Annotated in this window: 21 protein-coding genes and 1 pseudogene; 12 read left to right on the top strand and 10 right to left on the bottom strand. The window is 61.9% G+C overall.

Going from position 1 to position 21267, the window contains the following annotated elements; all coding sequences use genetic code 11:
* Positions 1–35 precede the first annotated feature (35 nt).
* On the bottom strand, positions 36–1385 hold the full coding sequence (locus C9I57_RS20940) for an LLM class flavin-dependent oxidoreductase (RefSeq protein ID WP_107152540.1): 1350 nt from the start codon (positions 1383–1385) through the stop codon (positions 36–38).
* Positions 1386–1523: 138 nt separating this feature from the next.
* A complete protein-coding gene (locus C9I57_RS20935) occupies positions 1524–2747 on the bottom strand; it encodes an acyl-CoA dehydrogenase family protein (RefSeq protein ID WP_107152539.1) in 1224 nt (407 codons plus the stop codon).
* A 286-nt stretch (positions 2748–3033) separates the two neighbouring features.
* On the opposite strand from C9I57_RS20935, the gene C9I57_RS20930 reads away from it, so the two are divergent.
* Positions 3034–3879 (top strand): MetQ/NlpA family ABC transporter substrate-binding protein, encoded by an 846-nt coding sequence (locus C9I57_RS20930; RefSeq protein WP_258187752.1) that lies wholly within the window; start codon positions 3034–3036, stop codon positions 3877–3879.
* A 72-nt stretch (positions 3880–3951) separates the two neighbouring features.
* On the opposite strand, the gene C9I57_RS20925 is transcribed toward C9I57_RS20930, so the two are convergent.
* The 3 genes from C9I57_RS20925 to C9I57_RS20915 form a co-directional block, all read right to left on the bottom strand.
* Complete coding sequence (locus C9I57_RS20925; protein ID WP_258187751.1) at positions 3952–4530, bottom strand: hypothetical protein; 579 nt, start codon at positions 4528–4530, stop codon at positions 3952–3954.
* Positions 4531–4673: 143 nt separating this feature from the next.
* Positions 4674–6077, bottom strand: a complete 1404-nt coding sequence (locus C9I57_RS20920; RefSeq protein ID WP_107152538.1) for an FAD-binding oxidoreductase — start codon at positions 6075–6077, stop codon at positions 4674–4676.
* Positions 6074–7057, bottom strand: a complete 984-nt coding sequence (locus C9I57_RS20915; RefSeq protein WP_107152537.1) for an isopenicillin N synthase family dioxygenase — start codon at positions 7055–7057, stop codon at positions 6074–6076. The genes C9I57_RS20920 and C9I57_RS20915 overlap by 4 nt, the downstream gene beginning before the upstream one ends.
* Positions 7058–7299: 242 nt before the next feature.
* On the opposite strand from C9I57_RS20915, the gene C9I57_RS20910 reads away from it, so the two are divergent.
* Genes C9I57_RS20910 through hutC form a run of 5 tightly spaced genes read left to right on the top strand, consistent with a single transcriptional unit; the run spans position 7300 to position 11201 of the window.
* Positions 7300–8127: a transporter substrate-binding domain-containing protein gene (locus C9I57_RS20910; RefSeq protein WP_107152536.1), complete on the top strand. Its 828-nt coding sequence runs from the start codon at positions 7300–7302 to the stop codon at positions 8125–8127.
* Positions 8128–8163: 36 nt separating this feature from the next.
* Positions 8164–8814 carry an amino acid ABC transporter permease gene (locus C9I57_RS20905; protein ID WP_107152535.1) on the top strand — a complete coding sequence of 217 codons (651 nt, stop codon included), beginning with the start codon at positions 8164–8166 and terminating at the stop codon, positions 8812–8814.
* A gap of 10 nt (positions 8815–8824) precedes the next feature.
* Positions 8825–9487 (top strand): amino acid ABC transporter permease, encoded by a 663-nt coding sequence (locus C9I57_RS20900; RefSeq protein ID WP_107152534.1) that lies wholly within the window; start codon positions 8825–8827, stop codon positions 9485–9487.
* Between the two features lie 20 nt (positions 9488–9507).
* Complete coding sequence (locus C9I57_RS20895; protein ID WP_107152533.1) at positions 9508–10377, top strand: amino acid ABC transporter ATP-binding protein; 870 nt, start codon at positions 9508–9510, stop codon at positions 10375–10377.
* 2 nt (positions 10378–10379) lie between these two features.
* Positions 10380–11201 (top strand): histidine utilization repressor, encoded by an 822-nt coding sequence (hutC, locus tag C9I57_RS20890; protein WP_107152605.1) that lies wholly within the window; start codon positions 10380–10382, stop codon positions 11199–11201.
* A gap of 10 nt (positions 11202–11211) precedes the next feature.
* Here the strand turns inward: hutC and C9I57_RS20885 are convergent, their stop codons facing one another.
* Positions 11212–11904 carry a CBS domain-containing protein gene (locus C9I57_RS20885; RefSeq protein WP_107152532.1) on the bottom strand — a complete coding sequence of 231 codons (693 nt, stop codon included), beginning with the start codon at positions 11902–11904 and terminating at the stop codon, positions 11212–11214.
* A 603-nt stretch (positions 11905–12507) separates the two neighbouring features.
* On the opposite strand from C9I57_RS20885, the gene C9I57_RS20880 reads away from it, so the two are divergent.
* Both C9I57_RS20880 and C9I57_RS20875 read left to right on the top strand, forming a co-directional pair.
* On the top strand, positions 12508–12993 hold the full coding sequence (locus C9I57_RS20880; protein WP_107152531.1) for a universal stress protein: 486 nt from the start codon (positions 12508–12510) through the stop codon (positions 12991–12993).
* 40 nt (positions 12994–13033) lie between these two features.
* Complete coding sequence (locus C9I57_RS20875) at positions 13034–13375, top strand: carboxymuconolactone decarboxylase family protein (protein WP_107152530.1); 342 nt, start codon at positions 13034–13036, stop codon at positions 13373–13375.
* 50 nt (positions 13376–13425) lie between these two features.
* Here the strand turns inward: C9I57_RS20875 and C9I57_RS20870 are convergent, their stop codons facing one another.
* Positions 13426–14379, bottom strand: a complete 954-nt coding sequence (locus tag C9I57_RS20870; RefSeq protein WP_107152529.1) for a 1-phosphofructokinase family hexose kinase — start codon at positions 14377–14379, stop codon at positions 13426–13428.
* Between the two features lie 272 nt (positions 14380–14651).
* Here C9I57_RS20870 and C9I57_RS20865 point away from each other — a divergent pair, with 272 nt between their 5' ends.
* From C9I57_RS20865 to C9I57_RS20850, 4 genes are all read left to right on the top strand, one after another.
* A complete protein-coding gene (locus tag C9I57_RS20865) occupies positions 14652–15218 on the top strand; it encodes a hypothetical protein (RefSeq protein WP_107152528.1) in 567 nt (188 codons plus the stop codon).
* A gap of 2 nt (positions 15219–15220) precedes the next feature.
* The gene (locus C9I57_RS20860) at positions 15221–15658 is read left to right on the top strand and encodes a hypothetical protein (RefSeq protein WP_107152527.1); all 438 of its coding nucleotides are present in this window, start codon (positions 15221–15223) and stop codon (positions 15656–15658) included.
* A 69-nt stretch (positions 15659–15727) separates the two neighbouring features.
* Complete coding sequence (locus C9I57_RS20855; RefSeq protein ID WP_107152526.1) at positions 15728–16378, top strand: SagB/ThcOx family dehydrogenase; 651 nt, start codon at positions 15728–15730, stop codon at positions 16376–16378.
* A 10-nt stretch (positions 16379–16388) separates the two neighbouring features.
* Complete coding sequence (locus C9I57_RS20850; RefSeq protein ID WP_107152525.1) at positions 16389–17909, top strand: phytoene desaturase family protein; 1521 nt, start codon at positions 16389–16391, stop codon at positions 17907–17909.
* A gap of 402 nt (positions 17910–18311) precedes the next feature.
* Here C9I57_RS20850 and C9I57_RS20845 read toward each other — a convergent pair whose 3' ends face one another.
* The 3 genes and pseudogenes from C9I57_RS20845 to C9I57_RS20835 form a co-directional block, all read right to left on the bottom strand.
* Positions 18312–19400, bottom strand: a complete 1089-nt coding sequence (locus tag C9I57_RS20845) for a response regulator (RefSeq protein WP_440130233.1) — start codon at positions 19398–19400, stop codon at positions 18312–18314.
* Positions 19400–19846 carry a response regulator gene (locus C9I57_RS20840; protein WP_107152523.1) on the bottom strand — a complete coding sequence of 149 codons (447 nt, stop codon included), beginning with the start codon at positions 19844–19846 and terminating at the stop codon, positions 19400–19402. The genes C9I57_RS20845 and C9I57_RS20840 overlap by 1 nt, the downstream gene beginning before the upstream one ends.
* Before the next feature lie 27 nt (positions 19847–19873).
* Positions 19874–20965 (bottom strand): annotated as a pseudogene (locus C9I57_RS20835) (sensor histidine kinase); the annotation flags it as partial.
* Positions 20966–21267 lie beyond the last annotated feature (302 nt).

Genomic DNA, 21267 nt, shown 5'->3' with positions numbered 1-21267 from the left:
TCTGCTCGATCTGCACATCGGTACCGCGGAGTGGGCTAGGCGCGCTTGCGCCATGATTGCCGATGGTCGGGACGCGCCAGCCCAAGGTGCTCGCGCAGCGTCGCACCTTCGTATTCGCTGCGGAAAATGCCGCGTTTCCGCAAGATCGGCACGACGCCGTCCACGAAATCGCGCAGGCCGCTCGGCAGAGCGTCCGGCATCAGATTGAAGCCGTCGGCCGCGCCGCCATTGAACCATCGCTCGATGTCGTCGGCGATCTGCTCGGTCGAACCGACGAGCACACGATGGCCGGTTCCGCCCGCAAGCGAGCGAATCAATTCGCGCACTGTATAGCCATGGCGGCGCCCCTGGGCGATGGTCGCGTGAAAAAACGTATGGTTCCCATTGCCGCCCGCGGGCAGTGCGAGATCGTCGGGCAACGGCTGGTCGAGCTTCAGCCGCTCCACGTCGATACCGAGTGTGCCGGCCAGGCGGTTGAGGCTGTAGCGCCATGGAATCTGGTCAATCAATTCATCACGGCGGCGCATAGCTTCGGCTTCAGTCGAGCCAATAATCGTCGTCAGACCGGCCAGCACTTTCACGCCCTTCCGACCGTATGCAGCAGCGCGTGCATTGAGATCTCGCCGGTACGCCGCTGATTCCTCGAAGGACTGCGAAGCCGAAAACACGGCTTCCGCATGCCGTGCGGCCAGATCGCGTCCATCCGGTGAGCCGCCCGCCTGCACCACGACAGGATGCCCTTGGGGCGAGCGCGGCAGATTGAGCGGTCCTTGAACATCGAAGTACCGCCCCCGATATGCAACCGGGTGCACTTTGGACACGTCGATGAAACGGCCCCCCGCCTTGTCACCCACGAACGCATCATCCTCCCAGCTGTCCCAAAGCGCCTTCACGAGCTCAGTGAATTCGGCGGCACGCTCGTAACGCTCCGCATGATCGGGTACGGCATCGCGGCCGAAGTTGCGCGCGGACGCCAAGTCCGCCGTCGTTACGACGTTCCATCCCGCTCGCCCATTGCTCACGTGATCGAGCGTCGCGAATCGCCGTGCGATGTTGTATGGCTCGTTGTAGCTGGTCGATGCTGTCCCGATCACGCCAATGCGCGTTGTCGCGGCCGCAACGCTGGCGAGCAGCACTGTCGGCTCGAGCGCGGTGATCGGGCGGAAATCGATCTGGTCGACAATCGCCGCGTTGTCCGCAAGAAAGACCGCATCGAATTTGCCCTCCTCGGCGATCTGCGCGACGCGCACGTAGTGATTCACGTCAACGAATGCGCGCGGGTCCGCATCGTCGAGCCGCCACGCCGAAGGGACAAAGCCCGAGTGAAGGATGTTGACATTGAGATGCAGGCGACGCGGCACTGCCTCTGTCGTAACACGGCTCATCGTCTAGCAAACCCCGGTTGAACGTAACGCGGATATTGTCGAATGCCAGTCCACCCGCCGCCACGAAGAAATCGGCACATCGATATGTCGTTGCGCGCTATGCATCGTGTGATGCCTCGCCGCGCGTAACGTACTTCTTTAAAAAACCCGGCCTTCCGTCAGATGCGTCGTCACGCCGTTCAGCTCGTACTCGCCGATCACGCGCGCTTTATGCGTCAGCGGATTGTGGCTAAAGATCGTACGCAGGTTGCGCCAGTGACGGTCGAAGTTGTGCGCGCGCGAGGTTGCCGATGCACCGCCTGCTTCGAACATGCGCTCGGCCGCATACAGCGCGAGTTTGCTGACGACCAGCTGCGTGCGTGCCGTCGCGAGCGCGCCTTCGAGCACGAGCGCTTCCGCACCCGGATCGCCGTTGCGGATCGCCTGCGAAGAGCGCTCCAGCACGCGGGCGTTGTCGCGCACGAGTGCGTCGATTGTATGGCTGTGAGCCGTCAGCTCGCCGATGACCTGCTGGATGAACGCGTCTTCGCGCGCGGACGGCGCAGGGCTGTGCAGCACGGGGCGGCCATGCCGCAGTACGTAGGTTTTGGCATCCGTCACCACATTGCGCACGATCCCCGCGCCCACCGCCACGAGGTGCAACTGTCGCAGCGCGCTGCAGTGGCGACCAACCAGTGACGTCTGCACGCGAGGCGTCACCTCTTCCTCGCGAACGAGCAGGTTGTCGAATTCAAGGCTGCCGCTTGCCGTCATCCTCTGGCCCATTCCGTCCCAGTCGTCAAGCACGCGAAAGCCTTCACGTTTGACGGGGACGATGGCGATCACGGCGTTGCCGTTCTCATCGTGCAGGTTCAGGCGTGCGAAGTCGGAAAACGCCGTGCCCGTTGCATAGTATTTGCGGCCGCTCAGCCGAAAATGCTGGCCGTCGCGACGCAGTTGCGTCGTGATTTCACCGGGGCGCGACGTCCCGAGTTCTGTCGATGCGCCGCCGAAAATTGCGCCGTCCGCGATCCTCTTGATCTGCGCCTCGTTGAACGGTGTGCGCGGCGAAAGAAGCAACGTCTCAGTCTGGTCGAAATGAATGCGCAAAGCGTGCGCAAGGTTGCTCTCGTGCGCGGCGAGCATGGCAATCACATGGAACTCGTCTTCGAGCGAGCCGCCGAGGCCTCCCCATTCCACAGGAAGGCGCAAACGCCCGAGGCCCGATTGGCGGAAAAGCGCGAAGGCATCGAACGGCAGTTCGCGCCGTGCCTCGCGCGCCGCGGCGCCTTCGCCGATGGTTGTTGCGAGCGCCGGCAGTCCGGCGAGCGCTGCCCGGAGCGGCGCATGCACGGCGGAATTCGAGAGGTCTTGAGCGAGCATTCGTTGTTCCTCGTTTTGTGACATGCAGGCCGGCACGCGCACCGGACAGCAAAGGTTCGACGGCAGACAAGCCTTCGAGTATAGGGACGCGCCTTCGCTCAAGTAACAACGGATTTTGGCTTACGTTATTCGCGTGGAAGAATTGGCGCGAGCACGTTCAATACGTGCAGCAGTCAGCGAGCCCGATAACACTAAGACGGCTATCGATTGATGGATTCGTTCTTTGACCACAGCAAACACGCTTCACGATAATCGGCATCACATCAAAATGATGAGGAACGTCTTCATGCACAGCCCCACCGCTTTCACTCGCCTCGCCACGATTGCAGTCAGTGCGATCCTTTTTTTGTCCTCGAACGCAACAAATGCCGCCGACGACCCGGGAGCGACAACGCATCAAACGCTGCGCATTGGCTTCGTTCCCGGCCCGTATGCCGACGAATTTCGTCAGGGTATCGAGCCGCAACTTCTACGCAAGGGCTATAAAGTGCAGTACGTTGAATTCAGCACCGGCCTGGAAGCGAATCACGCCGTCTATAGTGGCGAAATCACCGCTGACGTGATGCAGCACAGCGTGTACCTCAAGTCGTACAACGATCGCAACGGCACCGATCTCGTCCCTGTCGTGCAGGTGCCGACACCGCCGATGGGCCTTTACTCGACGAAGCATCGTTCGCTCGCCGAGGTAAAGCGCGGCGCGACGATCGCTGTGCCGAACGATCCCGTCAACATGGAGCGTGCGCTAAAGATCCTGCAGAACATCGGCTGGATTCGCATCCGGCCGAATCCCAATCCTGTCGATGTGACCGAGCACGATGTCATCGCGAATCCGGCCGGCATCCGCATCGTGCCGCTCGAATCCGCGCAGGCGCCGCGCGCGCTCGAGGACGTCGACTATGCGGCGATCCAGGGCAACTTCGCGATTGCGAGCGGTCATCGCCTCGTCGACGCACTTGCGCTGGAGCAGATGACATCGCCGTATGTGAATCAGGTCGTCGTCAAGGCGGCCAACCGCAATTCGCGCGCGACGGCCGATATCGTGGCCGCTTACCAGTCGGATGAATTCCGCCATGCGATTCTCGACAATCACGCTTTTGACGGCTTTCGCCTGCCCGACTATTTTCATCGGTAAGCGATGCCGCCGGCATTCGGAACACGTTGAGCCCAACGACGGAGCGCTTTCGTTCGCAAGCAGCAGTTTGCGTCAGTCTCCGTACCTGCGCTCGCGCGTGTCGTCCGCCGCCGGGCCGACAAACCGTTTATAGGCGCCGATCCAGTCGCTCGCGATTGCGCTCTGCGCATCGGCCAGCGGCAGACGCCCTTTGCATACCAGACTTTTGAGCTTGTTTTCGAGGCGGTCCTTCGCGTACGAGCCCCATCCTCCGACGACGTGATGCGGTTGGGGCCAAAGGTTGCGCGGATCCGTCGGCGAGCCGCCGAGTTCGAGGCTCACGAGATGATCTTCCTCGTAGTCACGCAGCCGTCGGTCGCTATAGCCGTATGCCGCGATCTGCTCTCGCTTAAGGCGCTGCGTGTAACCTTCCTCTGGCCGAATGGTGCGCGTATAGCCCTTCACGCAGATCGTAGAATGTATCGTCGCCTGTGTCACATCGGGATTCAGTGCGCCCGGCGTCAATCGCGGCTGAGGTACCGCCTGCGCCAGGGGGAACAACACGGCGTAAGCCCCCTCGGCATCATCCACACCGCCAGCGTTACGGGTGGCGTGTGCGTTCGCACACAGCAAGCTCGCGGTTGCGAGAACAGCAATCGAGATCGTCTTCATTTTGGTTAATGCGTTTCCTGCTCAGTTCGAACGCCATCCATATGGCATTCGGACGACGGGCATACATGTCCAGTTGCTCCATGTCGTCGGTGCGGATGCTACCGTAAAGCCTTGCAAGCGGCTATGCGCTTGGATACGGCAGCTCAGATCACCTTGCCCGGATTGAGAATGCCCTTGGGATCGAGCGCCGCCTTGATCGCGCGCATGGTCGCAAGCTCTTCGGGCGAACGCGAGAACGGCAAGTAGGCGCGCTTGAGCAATCCGATGCCATGCTCGGCCGAAACCGATCCGCCATACGGCGCGAGCATCTCGTAGACAAAGGCGTAGACGTCGTCGTGCGCGACGCCCGGTATGGAATGCCCGTCCACGGTGACATGCAGATTCGAGTCGCCAATATGCCCGAAGAAGTAGCTGCGGTTCGAAGGCCAGCGCTTATCCAGTGCCGCGCGGCACACATCGACGAACTCGCCGATGACACCGATGGGTACGCTCACGTCGAAGTTCACCGGGTCCATGCGCGCGGGAAACTCGGCGGTGCATTCGCGCACGGCCCAGAGTGCGCGTGCATCGGCGACCGACTGCGCCAGCACTGCGTCGCGCACGAGACCGGCATCGAGCGCCTCTGCCAGCACGGCAAAAAACGCTTCACCCTCGTCTGACGCATCGAGTCCGGCGTGCTCGATCAGGGCATAGAGCGGATGCGCCGCCGCGAACGGCGAGCGCGCGTGCGCCGTCAGCGCGACGCCGAAATCGAAGAAGTCCGGCCACATGATCTCGAACGCGCCGATGTCGTTGCCGAAGCGCGCCGACAAGGACCGCAACAACTTCACCACCGCATCGTAACCATCGACCGCGACGAGCGCCGTATGGCGCCGCCCGCGCGGCGGATTGAGACGCAGCACGGCCCGCGTGATGATGCCGAGCGTCCCTTCAGAGCCGATGAAAAGGTGCTTCAGGTCGCAACCGGTGTTGTTCTTCGTCATCTTGGTCATCGAGCTCAGCACCGCGCCGCTCGCGAGCACCACTTCGAGACCGAGCACCTGATCGCGCGCCGTCCCCGACTGGATGACGCGATTGCCGCCGGCATTCGTCGCGAGATTGCCGCCGATCTGACACGAGCCGCGCGCGCCGAGATCGAGCCCAAGCTCGAAACCCGCCGCGCTCGCGGCGTCCTGAGCGGCCTGTAGCGTCGTACCCGCGCGCACGGTCATCGTGGCCGAGGCCGGATCGATTTCGTCGATGCCCGCGAAGCGCGAAAGCGACAGCGCAATATCATCGGCACGAGCGATCGCGCCGCCCGCGAGCCCGGTCATGCCGCCTTGCGGCACCACGGGTTGGCCTGCTTCGTTGCAGATGGCAAGCGCGCGCGCAACGGCGTCAGTCGAGCGAGGCAGCAGGAGCGCGGCGGGACGCATGGGCGCATGGCCGGTCCAGTCGGTCATCGCCTGCTCCGGTATCGCGTGACCGGTGCGCACGCCGTCATTGCCCAGTGCGCCGCGCAGCGCGGCGATGACGCGCTCGAGCGACTTCGACGGTGCGCCGCTCATGCTCCCGTGCCCTGTTCTGCCGCGCGCTTCTTGCGGTAGCCCATGGAGTCGTTGATGCGCCCGAGAATATAGTCGCCTGCGGCGACCGGCGCATAGCGCGACTCGGAGGCAGGCGTGCGGAGATCGACCGGATCGACGATGGCGTCGTAAGTCGGGTCATAGAACGTCGCGATCGAATACCGTTCGCGGCCCGATGCGTTGATGACGCGATGCAACGTCGATCTGAAGCGATCGTTCGTCCAACGCGCGAGCAAGTCGCCTACGTTTACAACGAAGCTACCCGGCATGGGCGGCGCATCGATCCATGTATCGCTGGCTATTTCGCGCACCTGCAGGCCGCCCACGTCGTCCTGCCACAAGAGCGTAATACAGCCGTAGTCCGTGTGCGGCGCGACGCCGAACTGGTCGGCATCGGACTGGGGAGGTTGCGGCGGATAGTAGACCATCTGCGTGCGCTGCATCCGCTTGCCATAACGTGCCGCGAAAAACTGTTCGTCGATGCCGAGGCTCGCCGCCACGGCGCGCAGCAGATGCGCGCCGCATGCGCCGATCGCTTCGTAATAGCCGTAGAGCACCGGGCGCAACGCGGGCATGAAGTCCGGCCAATTGTTCGGTCCACGCAGCGCCTGGCCCGCCAGCACGTCGGGATCGTCTTCCGGCAATTCCAGGCCGATGCTGAAGAATTCCTTGTAATCGGGCTTCTTCGCCTGATACATGGTCGCATCGCCGAGCGAGTTGAAGCCGCGATGACGTTGATTTACCGCTGCGCGCCGCTTCGTTTCCACCGGAAACGCGAAGAACGTGCGCGCCGCCTCGGCCGCCGCGTCGATGACGGTTTGCGGCACGCCGTGGTTCACAATGTAGAAAAAGCCGATCGTGGTGCACGCCTGATGGATTTCACGCCCCGCGCGGGCAAGCGCGGCGGCATCGCCCTCGATCACGCCGGCGAAGTCGATCACGGGAATTCGGGCAGCGGGCATCGGCGGTTCCTCGCGGGTGGCGCGTGCTGGACGCACGCTTCTTACGTTGTATATACCGCCAAAACAGCACATGCAAGCTGCAATGCAAGGCGTTTTCGTCGGCCTTTTCGTTGATCGGCGGATGAGCCCGCATCAGTGAAACCGAGCATCGTTTTTTTGTTCCCGTACGCAAATTTTCGCGGTATATACTGAGCCAACGCTCGACCACCGCGCCCTCTCGCGCGCCACCTCGGAGACGTCTCATGAAGATGCTTGCAGGCTGGAAACGATATGTACTGATGGTCGCGCTGTGTGCCGCGAGTGCCTGCGCCTACGCTGAGGATCAGCTCACGAAGGTAAAGAAGGCAGGCGAACTCGTCGTCGGCACGGAAATGCAGTTCGCGCCGTTCGACTTTTTGGAGAACGGCCAGCAAGCGGGCTTCAACAAGGATCTGTTCGCGGAGATCGGCAAGGAACTCGGTGTAAAGGTGCGCTTCATCGACCTGCCCTGGCCGAGCGTTCTGCCCGGCCTTGAAGCGGGAAAGTTCGACATGGTTGGCGGCCCGCTTACCGTGACGAAGGCGCGCATGGAGCGCTATGCGTACACACTGCCCATCGCCGATGCCACCGATGCCTTCCTCAAGCGCGCCAACGATTCGACCATCAAGCAATCGTCTGATGTCTCGGGCAAGGTGGTGGGCGGCGGCAAGGGTTCGGCGCAGCTCGATCAGCTGAAGGCCTACGTCGCCACCCTGCCGAAGCCGCCGGAAGTGCGTGAGTACATCGACAACAATCAGGCATATGCGGATCTCGCGGCCGGCCGTATCGTGGCTGTGGCGAACTCGATGACCAACATCGCCTACGTGGCCAAGCAGCGGCCCGAAACGTTCGCAGTGGTGCAGCCGCCCTTCGGTGCGAAGGTGTATTTCGCCTACTGCCTGCGCAAGGATGCGGACAGCAAGCCGCTCCTCGATGCTTTCAACGCCGCCCTCGTGAAGCTGAACAAGGACGGCCGTCTCGCCACGCTGCAGAAGAAGTGGTTCGGCGTAGCGATGGACGTACCTTCCACGATGCCGGTCCCGAACTACTGAAGCACGTTCCCGGATTTTTTCAGGGAAGCCGATGCCATGTTCAGCCTGAGTGTGTTCGTTCAAGGCATGCCACTCTTGTTGCACGCGGCGCTCGCCACGGTTGGCATTTCGCTCGCGGGCCTGCTGATCGGTTTCTTCGTCGCCGTTGCGGTGTGTAGCGCGCGGCTATCTTCCAGCAAGACATGGCAGATGGCGGGCGGCGCTTACGTGTTCTTCTTTCGTGGCGTGCCGATGCTCGTGCAACTGCTGCTCGTGTATTACCTGCTTCCGTTCGTGGGCATCAATGTGCCGCCGCTCGTCGCAGCTATCAGCACGGTGGCGCTCTGCTCGGCTTCCTATGTTGCTGAAATCCTGCGCGGCGGTTTCCTGAGTATTCCGCCGGGACAGCTCGAAGCCGCTCAGATGCTGGGGCTTTCGCCGTTCGACATGTTGCGCCGTATTCAGGTGCCGCAGGCGTTCCGGCTCACGCTCCCCTCGCTCGTCAACGAGATGGTGCTGCTCATCAAGGCGTCGTCGCTGATTTCCGTCGTAGGCGTGGCCGAAATCACGCGCACCGCGCAGAACATCGCAGCGAGCAGCTATCGTCCGCTCGAAGCGTATGCGGCGGCGGGCCTCATCTACTTCGTGATCTGCGGCGCGCTTTCCTTCGCCGCGCACGCCGCCGAATTACGCTTGCAGCACGCCTGAGACGGTCGCCATGCAGCAATTCGATCCCACCATCCTCACGCACAATCTGCCCGCCATCGGCGCGGGATTCGCGACGACGCTCGGCACATGGGTCGCCGGTGTCGCGCTCGGCATCGTCATCGGTTTCTTGATCGCGCTGGCGCACCTCTTTTGCGGACGATGGGTTCGCGGTGCGCTGCGCCTCTATATCGAGCTCTTTCGCGGCACGCCGTTTCTCGTGCAGCTCTTTCTGCTCTATTACGGCGGGCCCTCGTTCGGCCTTACGCTCGAGCCGCTCACCGCGGGCGTTCTCGGCCTCGGGCTTTATGGCAGCGCGTATTTCGCCGAGGCCTTCCGCTCGGGCTTCGGGGCGGTGCCGCGTGGCCATCTGGAAGCGGCGTCGTGTCTCGGCCTCACGCGCTGGCAGACCGTCCGGCGCATCCAGATTCCGCAGATGCTGGTGCTGATCGTGCCCGCGTTGATCAACCTCATCATCGTGCTCAGCAAGGAAACGGCGGTGCTCTCCATCGTCACAGTGCCGGAGCTGACGTTCGTGCTGACGGGCATCGGCTCGGCGACGTTCGCGTTCGTCGAGACCTTGCTTGCGCTGTGCGTCTGCTATCTCGTGCTCGTCGAGCTCGCATCGCGCGCCGGGATGTGGGTCGAAGCACGCGTGACCCGCTATCTTGCCTGAACGTATCGGACTCGCCTGCCATGATCGATTCCCCGCTTTCTCCGTCCGAAGTCAACGAGGGGCCGATCTTCGTGAATGCGTCCGTCGCGCCGCTCGTGGAAGTGCGCGGCTTGCATAAGCGATTCAACGAAACGGAAGTACTGCGCGGCATTGATCTCGACATCGGCAAGTCGGAAGTGGTCTGCGTGATCGGCCCTTCGGGCTCGGGCAAGAGCACGCTGCTGCGCTGTCTCGCCGGACTCGAAACCTATGATGAAGGCGAAGTGCGCATAGAAGGCGAACTGCTCGGGTACCGCGAGCGACAGGGGCGGCGCGTACGCGCATCGAGCGCCGAGATCAATCGCGTTCGGCGCAATGTCGGCATGGTGTTTCAGCAGTTCAACCTGTGGCCTCACATGAGCGCTCTGGACAATGTGATGGAGGCGCTGCTGCGCGTGCGGCGTTTTTCGAGCCACGAGGCGCGTGCGCGGGCCGGCGTGATGCTGGAGACGGTCGGCCTGTCGCAAAAGGGCGATGCTTATCCGGCGAAGCTGTCCGGCGGCCAACAGCAGCGCGTGGCGATCGCGCGCGCGCTCGCCATGGAGCCGCACATTATGCTCTTCGATGAACCGACTTCGGCGCTCGATCCCGAGCTCGTCGGTGAAGTTTTACAGGTGATGAAGCAGCTCGCGCGCGATGGCATGACAATGGCCGTCGTCACGCACGAAATGGGTTTTGCGGCGCAGGTGGCGGACAAGGTCGTATTCATCGATCAAGGGCGCATCGCGGTGCAAGGCAAGCCGCGCGAAGTCTTCCATGATGCGAAGCATCCGCGCCTGCGCCAGTTTCTGCAGAACTACTTCGATCGCAATGCGTTCTGGTCGCGGGGCGCGCAAGACGAGCCCGCTTGATGATGTCTGCCACGCTACCCCGAAGAGCGAGGAGACCAGGCATGCCGGCACCGACGTCGGCGAAGCCCACCCCCACTGCGGACAACGCGGGCGAGTCGGACATGCCGATTGCGCGCTACGCGCAGGTCAAAAGCTTCATTCGCGGAAAGATCGAATCGGGTGCCTGGCAGCCCGGCGACCGCATTCCCTCCGAGCTGAACCTCGTGGAATCGCTCGGCGTCTCGCGCATGACGATCAACCGCGCGCTGCGCGAGCTGACCGGGGAAGGATGGATCACGCGGCATTCGGGCGTGGGCACTTTCGTTGCCGAAGCAAAGCCGCAGTCGACGCTGCTGATGATCGCGCATATCGGCGAGGAAATTCGCGCGCGGGGGCATGAATACGACTACCAGACCGTGCTCGCGCAACGCGAGAGCGCACCGCTCGCCGTCTCCAACGCACTCGGCTTGCCGCCCAGCTCATCCGTGTTTCATCTGATCGGCGTTCATCGCGAGAATGGCGTGCCGGTGCGGCTCGAGGATCGCTATGTGAACCCAGCCGCCGTGCCGGATTTTCTGGAGCAAGACTTCAATGCGGTGCAGCCATCGGAGTACCTCGCCGCGACCCTGCCCGCGCACGAGATCGAGCACGTCGTCGATGCGTGCCTGCCGACGCGCGCCGAAGCGACGCTGCTCGAAATCGGCCCCGATGAGCCGTGCCTCGCGCTCGTGAGACGTACGTGGATGAACGGCGCGGCAGTGACGTTCGCGCGTTTCGTGCATCCGGGTTCGAGATATCGGCTCGGGTGCCGGTTTCGGCCGGGAGATGCGCGGTTTCAGGGATGATGACGCGTCTCTACGCGCCGATCATCGGAGGCAGGGCACAAGTATGGTCCTCGACCGCTCTCACTCCCGGAATACCTTCGGCCGCAACACGCATCGCTTCCACTTGGTCGTGAGACCAGACATAGTAGCCCCACAGGTGCACGACACCATTTTGGACCGTGACGTTATGCCCCGGGAGGGCCCATTGACGGCCGGCAGTCTCGCCCATCAGCATGGCCCGAATCTCGCGATCACTCGCGGCTTGCTCCGGGCTGGGCTCCAGCGGTGAGATTGCCAGCGCCTGAACGAGATTGGCGCGACTGACGATGCCGACGACCTTATCTTCACGCATTACCGGCACTCGCCGGATGCGGTGCGTTTCCAGCAGATTCGCGACTTGATCGAGCGGCGTCGTCTCGTCGACCGTGATCACATGCTCGGTCATGACATCCCGCACCAGACGCGCATGCGCCTTGACGTAGTCCGCGGCGTCACGGCCGCTCAACAGTATTTCGGACCACCAGGGGCGACGGGGCATTTCAGTGTCGATTTCGACCCGATGCAGTAAATCGCCATCGCTGATCATGCCGGCCAGATGTCCCTCAGAATCGATGACCGGCGCGCCGCTGATGCCGTGTTCCAGGAGTAGAGCCGCTGCATCACGCACGGTCATGTCTGGCTTGACCGACACGATATAGGGAGTCATGACATCGATCGCTTGCATGGCCGTCTCCTTTCACCTTGAGCGCGTTGCATGGACTATGTCTGTCACGCTACGCTGCATTGCCTCGACTGCATTGACCGAGGTCAATCGTTATTCATCCAGACAATTTCATATGCTCGATATTGAACAATGTCAGGCACGACTGTCTCCCTCTGCTCGAGTCCATCGCTTCGCAGCAGCATATGCGCTTCCGACACGTTCGAGCGAGCCCGATATACCTGCCAGTTGCACGAGTTCCCTTCGCACCCACGGGTGAACGCAGGCAATGCCCAGAACGACGAACGATCCTGGCAGCGTCAATAGAACGATGAACAGCGCTCTCTTGAACATGGTGTCACCTCATTGGGGAAAGGCTTTCCATGCCTGAATGATTGCAAGCGTCCGCATGGCAGCGGTTGATGCCCATCAACAAAGAATCTCGCCAGAGAATCTTCATGGAGCGATCCGCACGCGCGTAGGCTGTACGGCGCGTCCGAAATGGCGCATCTCGAAGAGCGCTCACTTGATTGGCGTCAAACTGCAAACAGATGCCGCTCCTACACTGCAATCAAGCGCAGCGCTCCGGTTGCGCCGTTCTCAACGTCTGCACAGGTAGGATCGATCATGTACCAACGCATCCTCGCGCCGATCGATGGCAGCGAAACCGCGCAGCGTGCCCTCGGCTTCGCACTCTCGCTCGCACGCGAAATCGGGGCCGAACTGATACCGCTGTTCGTCATCGACGTGCCGATCGCGGCTTATGAAGCCCCGGGCTTCGATCCATCGATCGTGCGCGACGCGCTTCAACAACAAGGCGAACAACTGAAAGCCGAGTCGCAAGCGCTGATGCAGCGCGAGAAGGTCAGGGGTATCGCGCGCGTCGTCGAAGTCGATGCGCCGGGGGGCAACGTCGCCGAGCGCATTCTCGAAGAGGCGCGCACGACCGGCTGCGACCTTATCGTCATGGGCACGCATGGGCGTCGCGGCGTCAAGCGATTCCTGCTCGGCAGCGTTGCCGAACGGCTCGTGCGGATGTCGTGCTGCCCCGTGTTGCTGATTCCCGGTGGTGTTGAGGTGGCCACGCCGAAGCACGAAGTGATAGCCGCTTAAGCAGTAGCGCGTGGTTCGATTTCAGTTAGTCGAGGCGAAGATGAGCGGAAAATTCAAAGACGCGGTAAGCGCGGTGTCCGGCCAAATGCGCGCAATGCGCCAAACACAGCCGGATTTGATGACCGCGTTTAGCCAATTGTCAGCAGCCGGTACCAGGGACGGCGCTCTGGATAGAAAAGTGCGAGAACTGGTGGCGCTCGGAATCGCCGTTGCGTGTCGCTGCGACGATTGCATCGGCTTTCACACCCGCGCGCTGGCAAAGCTAGGCGCTACCAGAGCCGAAATCGAAGACGTACTCGGCACCGCGGTATACATGGGAGGTGGGCCGTCGATGATGTATGCGACGCATGCCCTCGAAGCGTTCGAGGAATTTTCAGCCTGAAGGGCGACAAGCAACTCGCAGTCTCGTCAGACCACGAGTTTGCCACTTGTTCATAAACCGACCTCGCACGGCATCACACCATACGACTCCCGATACATGTGAATCACGTCAGCGGGATGGCAAAGCGCCGTCCCGGGCCTCAGCACCGCGGCGCAACCCGCGGCTATCGCGTAGCGCAACGCCTCTTCCGCATTCGCGTCATGGTCGAGCGCCCAAACCATTGCGGCAAGGAAGCTGTCGCCCGCGCCGACGGCGCTGACGACGTTCACGGGTATGGCTGGCAGGCTGACAATTCGATCCTCCGTGGCGAGGATGGCGCCACGCCCGCCAAGCGTAAGCGCCACGTTGCGCGCGCGGCCGCGCCCCACGAGATGCCGCGCCGCGTCGCGCCACTCCGAGGCGTCCGCGAGCGGCGCACCGGTAAGCTCGCGCAGCTCATCGAGGCTCGGCTTGACCATAAACACCCCGACCTCGAGTGCCGCCGCGAGCGCATCGCCCGACGCATCCAGGACCATTCGGACACAGTTGGTTTGCGCCCACCGCGCAATTCGTGCATAGAAGTCGTGCGGCATGCCCTGAGCCAGGCTACCGCTTGCGACGACGTACCGGGGCTGCGGGTCGAGCACGTCGAGGTAACGGAGGCAGCGTCGCCATTCCGCCTCCGTCACGGTCGGGCCCGGCATGATGAACCGAAACTCGCGGCGACTCGACGTCTCGAGCACCGTGACGTTCTCTCTTGTATCGTTGCCGATAAAAATGCACTTGTAGGGCACGCGCTCAGCGTCGAGCAGCGCATCCAGGGCCAAGCCGGTGTGTCCACCTGCAAGATGAATGGCCAGGCACTCGCTCCCAAGGCGTCGCAAGACGCGCGCAACGTTGATCCCGCCTCCGCCTGCATCCTTTCGGGGCTCACCGCACCGCAGCTTCACCGTGTCGACGAGACGCTCGACTGAAAACGAAAGGTCGATGCTGGGATTGGGCGTGATAGTGACGATCTCGGCCATGAATGGCCTCCTCTCGGTGCGCTCATCCGCGCTTCGTTGCTGACGTTGCCAGGCATCGGCGGATGGCGATGCCCCGTGCGCGAGCAATCGCCCGCGAAAAGATCGCGACGGTTTCTCGCATATAGCAGTTAGTCTCCTTCGCGGCAGCGCTTTGGGCCTTGACGTCGATCAACTGGTTACAGGCGATCGTATCCGTTGATCCAGCTCAACATGACGCACGTGGCGCGTACGACCATGCAAGCGTGGAAATGGTCGCATCGAGGAGGCCCGCCATGGAGATTACGTTTAGAGATTTCATGACCGTCCTGCACGGGATGGGATTCGGCGCGCTATTCATGCTCGCTTTCTCGGGAGCCCTTGCCGAGCTCTATCGAATGTCGACGCCCGGCGTCCCCGTCGCGGCAACAGCGAGAGAACACAAGCTGCTCGTCGCCTATCTGTCCGCAATGGTGATCCTCGCGTGGGCCACCGTGCTGTCGGGTGCGTACATCGTCTACCCGTGGTACCGCGCCGCGCCGCCCAACGGCCTCTTTCATTTGTCCGACTATCCGCGGCAGCTTTTGACGGCGAGCCCCAAAACATCAGGGTGGCACAGCATCGGCATGGAATGGAAAGAGCATGTTGCCTGGCTCGCGCCGATAGCGATGACGATGGTGGCGTACGTATTCGCGAAGTACGGACCCACGCTGACACGGCAGCGTCAGATTCGCAGCGCCGTCCTTGCCTTTACGGTCGTCGCGTTCGCCGCTACTGCGGTCGCCGGTGCATTCGGCGCCTTCTTGAACAAGTATGCCCCGGTTCGCGGCGGCGTAGAGATCCACCTCATGCGAGGAGAGTAGAAATGAGCTCTCAGATCAGGTCATCGTCGCAGGGTAGCGCTGCGCAGCAGGAACAGGAAACCAGCGTATCTACGAGCGAAGTGACCGGCAAGCCGCACGCGACGCCGGCCAAGAAACCCGATACGCTCCCGAGTGGCCCGGCAGCGGCCGCGATCCTCGCGGCCGGTATCGGCTGCTTCGCGGTGGGCATGTTTGCGCTTGCAGGCGATGCTCTCCCTGCAGTCGCACGACTGTTGACCTTTTGCACCCCCACAGGGCCGCTCTCCGGTGTCACCACAAGCGCAATCGTCGTGTGGCTACTGTCTTGGTTCGCCCTCGCACGCAAATGGCATGCGAAAACGGTCGCGCTCGGAGGCGTAACGACGATCGCCTTCATTCTGCTGACGCTCAGCGTCTTGCTGACATTCCCGCCCTTCATGGATCTACTCCAGGGCAAATAAGCAGCACAGCGCATGGTTCCGGGCGCGCGGCGGCGACCCTTTCTTTGCAATCGATGACGGGAGATCAAAATGACGCAGATGCAATCCTTGGCCTATCAGACTCTAGCCGGCCTTGCTCCCAAACCGGTGCGCGGCGACGTGCCCCAGGTCATCAAGCTGCCTCGACCGGATTTGCTGGCGGGCGTACCGTTGATGGCGGCCCTTTCACTTCGCGCGAGCACGCGGGAATTCGCGGCGACGCCGATCCCCATCGACACGCTCGGAGCATTGCTTTGGGCGGCCGACGGCGTCAACCGTTCGATTTCGGGCGGGCGTACCGCACCTTCGCCGTACGGCTTTCAGGAAGTCGACATCTATGCCGCGCTGCCCAACGGCGTCTACCGCTACGATCCACCAACGAATCGGCTGATACTCAAGCACGCTATCGACGCGCGCAACATGGCCGGGTATCAGGACTTCGTCGGCACCGCCCCCCTCGATCTCGTCTACGTCGTTCGTACATCGAAGCTGCTGACTGTCCCTGCTTCGCAGCGTGACACGTTCTCCGCGGTGACGGCGGGGGCAATTTCGCAAAACGTATCGCTCTTTTGCGCATCGGCAGGGCTCGCGACGGTAGTGCGCGGTTGGATCAATCATCACCTGCTCGGCGATGCACTGAGCCTCAACGAAGACGAACTGCCGATTCTTGCTCAGACGGTCGGATTCCGGATTGCGGATTGAGAGCGAAAACATGACCCCGAACGGTCGTAAAGTCATCATCATCGGGGCTGGCATCGCCGGCTTGTGCGCGGGCGTGCTCGCCCGAAAATGCGGCTACGAAGTCGATATCGTCGAGCAACACGAGCGGCCGGGCGGACTTGCAACGAGCTGGCGGCGCGGCGATTACACGTTTGAAGGATGCCTGCATTGGCTGCTCGGCTCCAATTCGGACGATCCCATGTACGAGCAATGGCATGAGGTTTTCGATATCGATCGCGTCGGGTTCTTCTACCCGGAAAAGTGGATGACGATCGTGAACGAACGCGGAGATCATCTCGACATTTATTCGGATGTCGACCAGATGGAAGGAGAACTCCTCCGGCAATCGCCACAGGACGAACTCGAAATCCGCCGGCTCGCCGCCGCCGCGCGGGGCTTGCGTCACTGTCCGTTGCCGCAGCCCGGGAACTCCTGGATTCGCGATTGTGCGACTCGCCTCCGCTTGCTTCCCTATTTCCCGCTTTTGCGGAAGTGGGGCCGCGTGAGTGCCGGTGAATACGGCACACGCTACCACTCCCCGCTCTTGCGCGCCTTCTTCGGCGACGGTGAAATGTCACACCTGTCGGCCCTCGCGCTGGTTTTTTCGATGGCCTGGGTCAGCAATCGCAACGCAGGCTATCCGATCGGCGGATCAAAAGCCGTGATCGGACGCATTGCCGACCGCTTTGTTTCGATGGGCGGGCGACTGCAGCTGGGTGAGAAAGTGTGCAAGATCCTTGTCGAACACAATGCCGCGGTCGGCATCCAGTTGGAGGACGGCGAGCGCATGCTGGCCGACTGGGTGATCTCTGCGGCGGATGGGCACGCTACGATTTTCGATCTTCTCGACGGAAAATACGTCGACGAGGCGACGAGGCACCTCTATCGCACACTCGAGCCGTTTCCGTCATGGATCCAAGTCTCGCTCGGCGTCGCGCTCGACCTCTCCCAATACTGCGGGTACATCACCCGGGTGCTCGATCATCCGTTGACGGTCGATCCCGGCACCCGTCTACGCCAGGTTTCGTTCCGCGTTTTCCACTTCGATCCTCATTTCTCACCTCCCGGAAAAACGGCTCTCACCTGCACGCTGCCGACGCGCAACGTCGAATTCTGGGCCGCGCTTCAGGCGCAAGATCCAGCAAGGTATAAAGCGGAGAAAAACCGCATCGCGGACGCAGTGATCGCGATCATCGAAAGGAGCACCGAACCGCTTCGCCATGCAGTTGAAGTCGTCGATGTTTCGACGCCCGCCACCGTGATTCGCCACACGGGCAACTGGAAAGGAAGTATGGAGGGATGGCTGCCGACGCCCGAGACCGGTTTTCGGCCATTGGCATCGACACTGGCGGGATTGCACGGGTTCGTCATGGCGGGCCAATGGGTGATGCCGGGCGGCGGGCTGCCCTCCGGCTTGATCACGGCACGGCAGGCGGTTCGGCATCTATGCCGGCATGACGGCGTGAGATTCGCCGTTCAGGAGCCCACTGCGCTCCCCATGCAAACGGCATGAAGGCATGACGCACCGAACTGAACTGTTTTGTTTTGCTTTGCTTTACTAGCTAGCCGGCACTGCTGACCTCAACTACCTTTCCCGCGACCGGCTCCTCCATCAACTGGAGCAGCGCTTCGTGGTCGAGCACCTCCTTCTCGAGCAATCTCTTCGCGATCCGCTCGAGCGGCGCACGCCTCTCGTGGAATTTTGCCGCCAAGCCGACGGTAACAAAGGCAGTCGCGAGTCGAGGCTACATCCGACGACGACGGAGACATTGACGCGCATCAACCGAGATTGACAGCGTCGAAGCATGCGCAAACGGTCACGGCTTGACCCGGGAAATGACCGTCGACACTTCGGGTCGATCCGGATGGTTACCGTACAAACGAATCGGCGCCGCTGGTCGGGCGCCCTCGGACTTCACTCCGGGCCTACTATCGCCGCGAGGGGCAATGAAACCGATAACCTAAAGCCGTGGCCAGGCGAGGTCCGGATCGATAGCTCGCCGTTGAGCCCTGCCGCGCGTTCACGCATGCCCAGCAGGCCGAACGAATTGGACGACGGGCGCTCATCGCCCGGACAGCCATGACCATTGTCCGAGATGGTCACGACACAGTTCCCTCCCTTGCACTCGATTTCGAGTGTCACCTCGGTCGCGCCGGCATGCCGAACGACGTTCATCATCGATTCCTGAACGATCCGGAATATCGCAGTCGCGCTCCTGCGGTTGAACTCGATATCGTCGGCTGCGATACGTCGGATGACGCGCACGCGATGCCGTGCCGAGAACTCGTCTGTGAACCATTCGATTGCCGGAAGCAGACCCAGCTCGTCGAGAATGGCAGGGCGCAAATCGGCTGCGATGCGCCTGACGGATACGATAAGCCGATCGAGCAAATCGTGGATATTGCCAAGGTCGGCTCCGCTCATCGCGGTCCTCGCGCCTTCGGCACGGTTTTCAATCTTGCCGACCTCGATCTTGAGCGCGGCCAGTTGTTGGCCGAGGTCGTCATGCAGCTCGCGAGCGACGCGTGCCTTTTCTTCTTCCCGTACATGCTGAATGTTCGCGGAAAGGCGCTGCAGTTCCCCGCGCGACTCCTTGAGCGCCACGGCCTCACGATGACGCTCGATCGCATAGCGAATCGCGCGGCTCAACTCGGAAGGGCGAATATCCCGCTTCTGCAGATAGTCTTGCGCGCCGTGGTGGATCGCTTGCAGGCCCACCGACGAGTCATCGAGACCGGTGAGCACGAGCACCGGCAACTCCGGTGCCTGCCGATGAAACGCTTTGAATGTGTCGAGGCCCTGCGCATCGGGTAAGCCCAAGTCGAGGAGCACGACGTCGAATGGCACCGCCCGGACCCGCGCAAGCGCCTCCGACAACGATTGAGCGTGAACGAGCCGGTGCTGAAAATCCGGCACGTCCGCGAGCACCTCGCCGATCACCAGCGCATCGGTCGGATTGTCCTCGACCAGCAGGGTCCGAAGCTGCTGCACGGTGTCCATGATTACACGCGAGGCAACGTCACGACGCCAAACCAGAAGTCGTTGATACTGCGCACGACCTCGACGAAACTGCTGAAGTCAACGGGCTTCGTGATGTAGCAGTTGGCGTGCAGAACATATGATTTCGCCACATCCTCCTCCGATTTGGACGTACTCAGCACGACCACGGGAATGCTCCTGAGCTCGGGATCCTCCTTCAGTTCCTCGAGTACTTCGCGCCCGCTCTTTCTTGGCAGATTGAGATCGAGCATGACGAGGCCCGGCCGTGGCGCATCGCGATGCTTGCCTTCCCGCCGCAGGTATTCCATCGCTGCCACACCATCTTCAACGACGTGCAACGGATTGCGCACCTTATAGTACTCGAGGGCCTCACGTGTCATCATGACGTCCGTGGGACTGTCCTCGACCAGGAGGATAGGGATCAGACTGTCCGTGACTTCGGAAGGCATGGGTTTCTCCCGCAGGTTGTATCGAGCTCAAATGTTCCGGCCCGCCTTGGCACTCAGCGTAAAAAAGAACGTGGTACCACTGCCAGGCGCTGACTCGACCCAGATGCGGCCACCATGCTGCTCGACGATTCGCTTGCACAACGCTAGTCCTAATCCCGTGCCCGGATATTGGGCCCGCGAATGCAGGCGCTGGAAAATGAGAAATATCCGCTCGAAGTATTGAGGATCGATTCCGATCCCGTTGTCTCTCACCGTGATCACCCAATCGTCGCCTTGACGCTGCGCGCCGATGTCGATTTGCACTGGGCGGTCCTCATATCGAAATTTGAGCGCATTTCCCACCAGATTCTGAAAGAGCAGCGTGAGCTGTGTGGGGATGGCCATTACGGTAGGAAGCTCCCCCCGATTGATTGTGGCGCCCGACTCCTGGAGAACGACGCTCAAGCTCTTGAGCGCCTGATCCAGGGCCTCCCCGCAGTCAGTCAACTGGTGCGCGGTGTCGGTTCGGCCTACGCGCGAATAGGCGAGCAGGTCGTCGATGAGCTTCTGCATGCGCGCCGCGCCATCCACCGCGTGCGCAATGAATTCGTCGGCACGCGCATCAAGTTGCCCTTGATATCGGCGTTGCAGAAGTTGCAAAGGCCCCGCGACGGCGCGCAGCGGTTCCTGGAGATCGTGCGAGGCCACGTACGCAAACTGTTCGAGGTCGTGATTGGAGCGGGCCAGCTCCTCGGTCCGTCTCAGCAGTTCATGCTCCGCGCTCTTTCGCTGCGTGATGTCCACGATGGCAGCAAGGACGAACACCTCCTCCGAAGTCCGCACGGGATTGAGCCCGATTTCGACCGGAAATTCCGAACCATCCTTGCGACGTCCGTAAAGATCGCGGCCCGAGCCCATCGGCCGAGGCTGCAACTCGTCGAAATACGCTTCGCGATAGCTGTGATGCCCGCCGCGCAAGCGCTCCGGTACCAGTGTTTCGATAGACTTCCCGAAGAGCTCCTCGCGGGAATAGGCGAACAGCTTTTCCGTCTGCGAATTGACCAGCACGATCCGCCCCTCGCGGTCCACCATCACCATTGCGTTGGGTGCCGCTTCCACCACCTGTTGGAAGAGTTGCTGGGGCAGGCCGCCCAGCGGCTTGCGGGGCTCCAATTCAGTCTCCGGCGATTTGTATTCGGCTCGACCGTCGTAACGCACAGTCCGCAATTCTCAGCTGAGCACGATTGACGCTGTCACGCGATTTTATAACCGCGCTAAACGCAGCGGTGTGCTGACTCGTACAGAACCCGCCATCCACGTAGGAAGGCGACGGCTTAAGTATGACGAACAGCCCTAGACGCGTCCGCTGATGCCCCCGCCCGCTTTCAGCAGACACGACGCGCCCCAAACGTTGATTGACGCCGGTCAATCCGATCGAGATG

Origin of the sequence: Trinickia symbiotica, assembly GCF_003028655.1 — a bacterium.
Lineage (GTDB): Bacteria > Pseudomonadota > Gammaproteobacteria > Burkholderiales > Burkholderiaceae > Trinickia > Trinickia symbiotica_A.
Note: the sequence above shows the minus strand (reverse complement) of the source record. Positions and strands in the feature narration are given on the sequence as shown.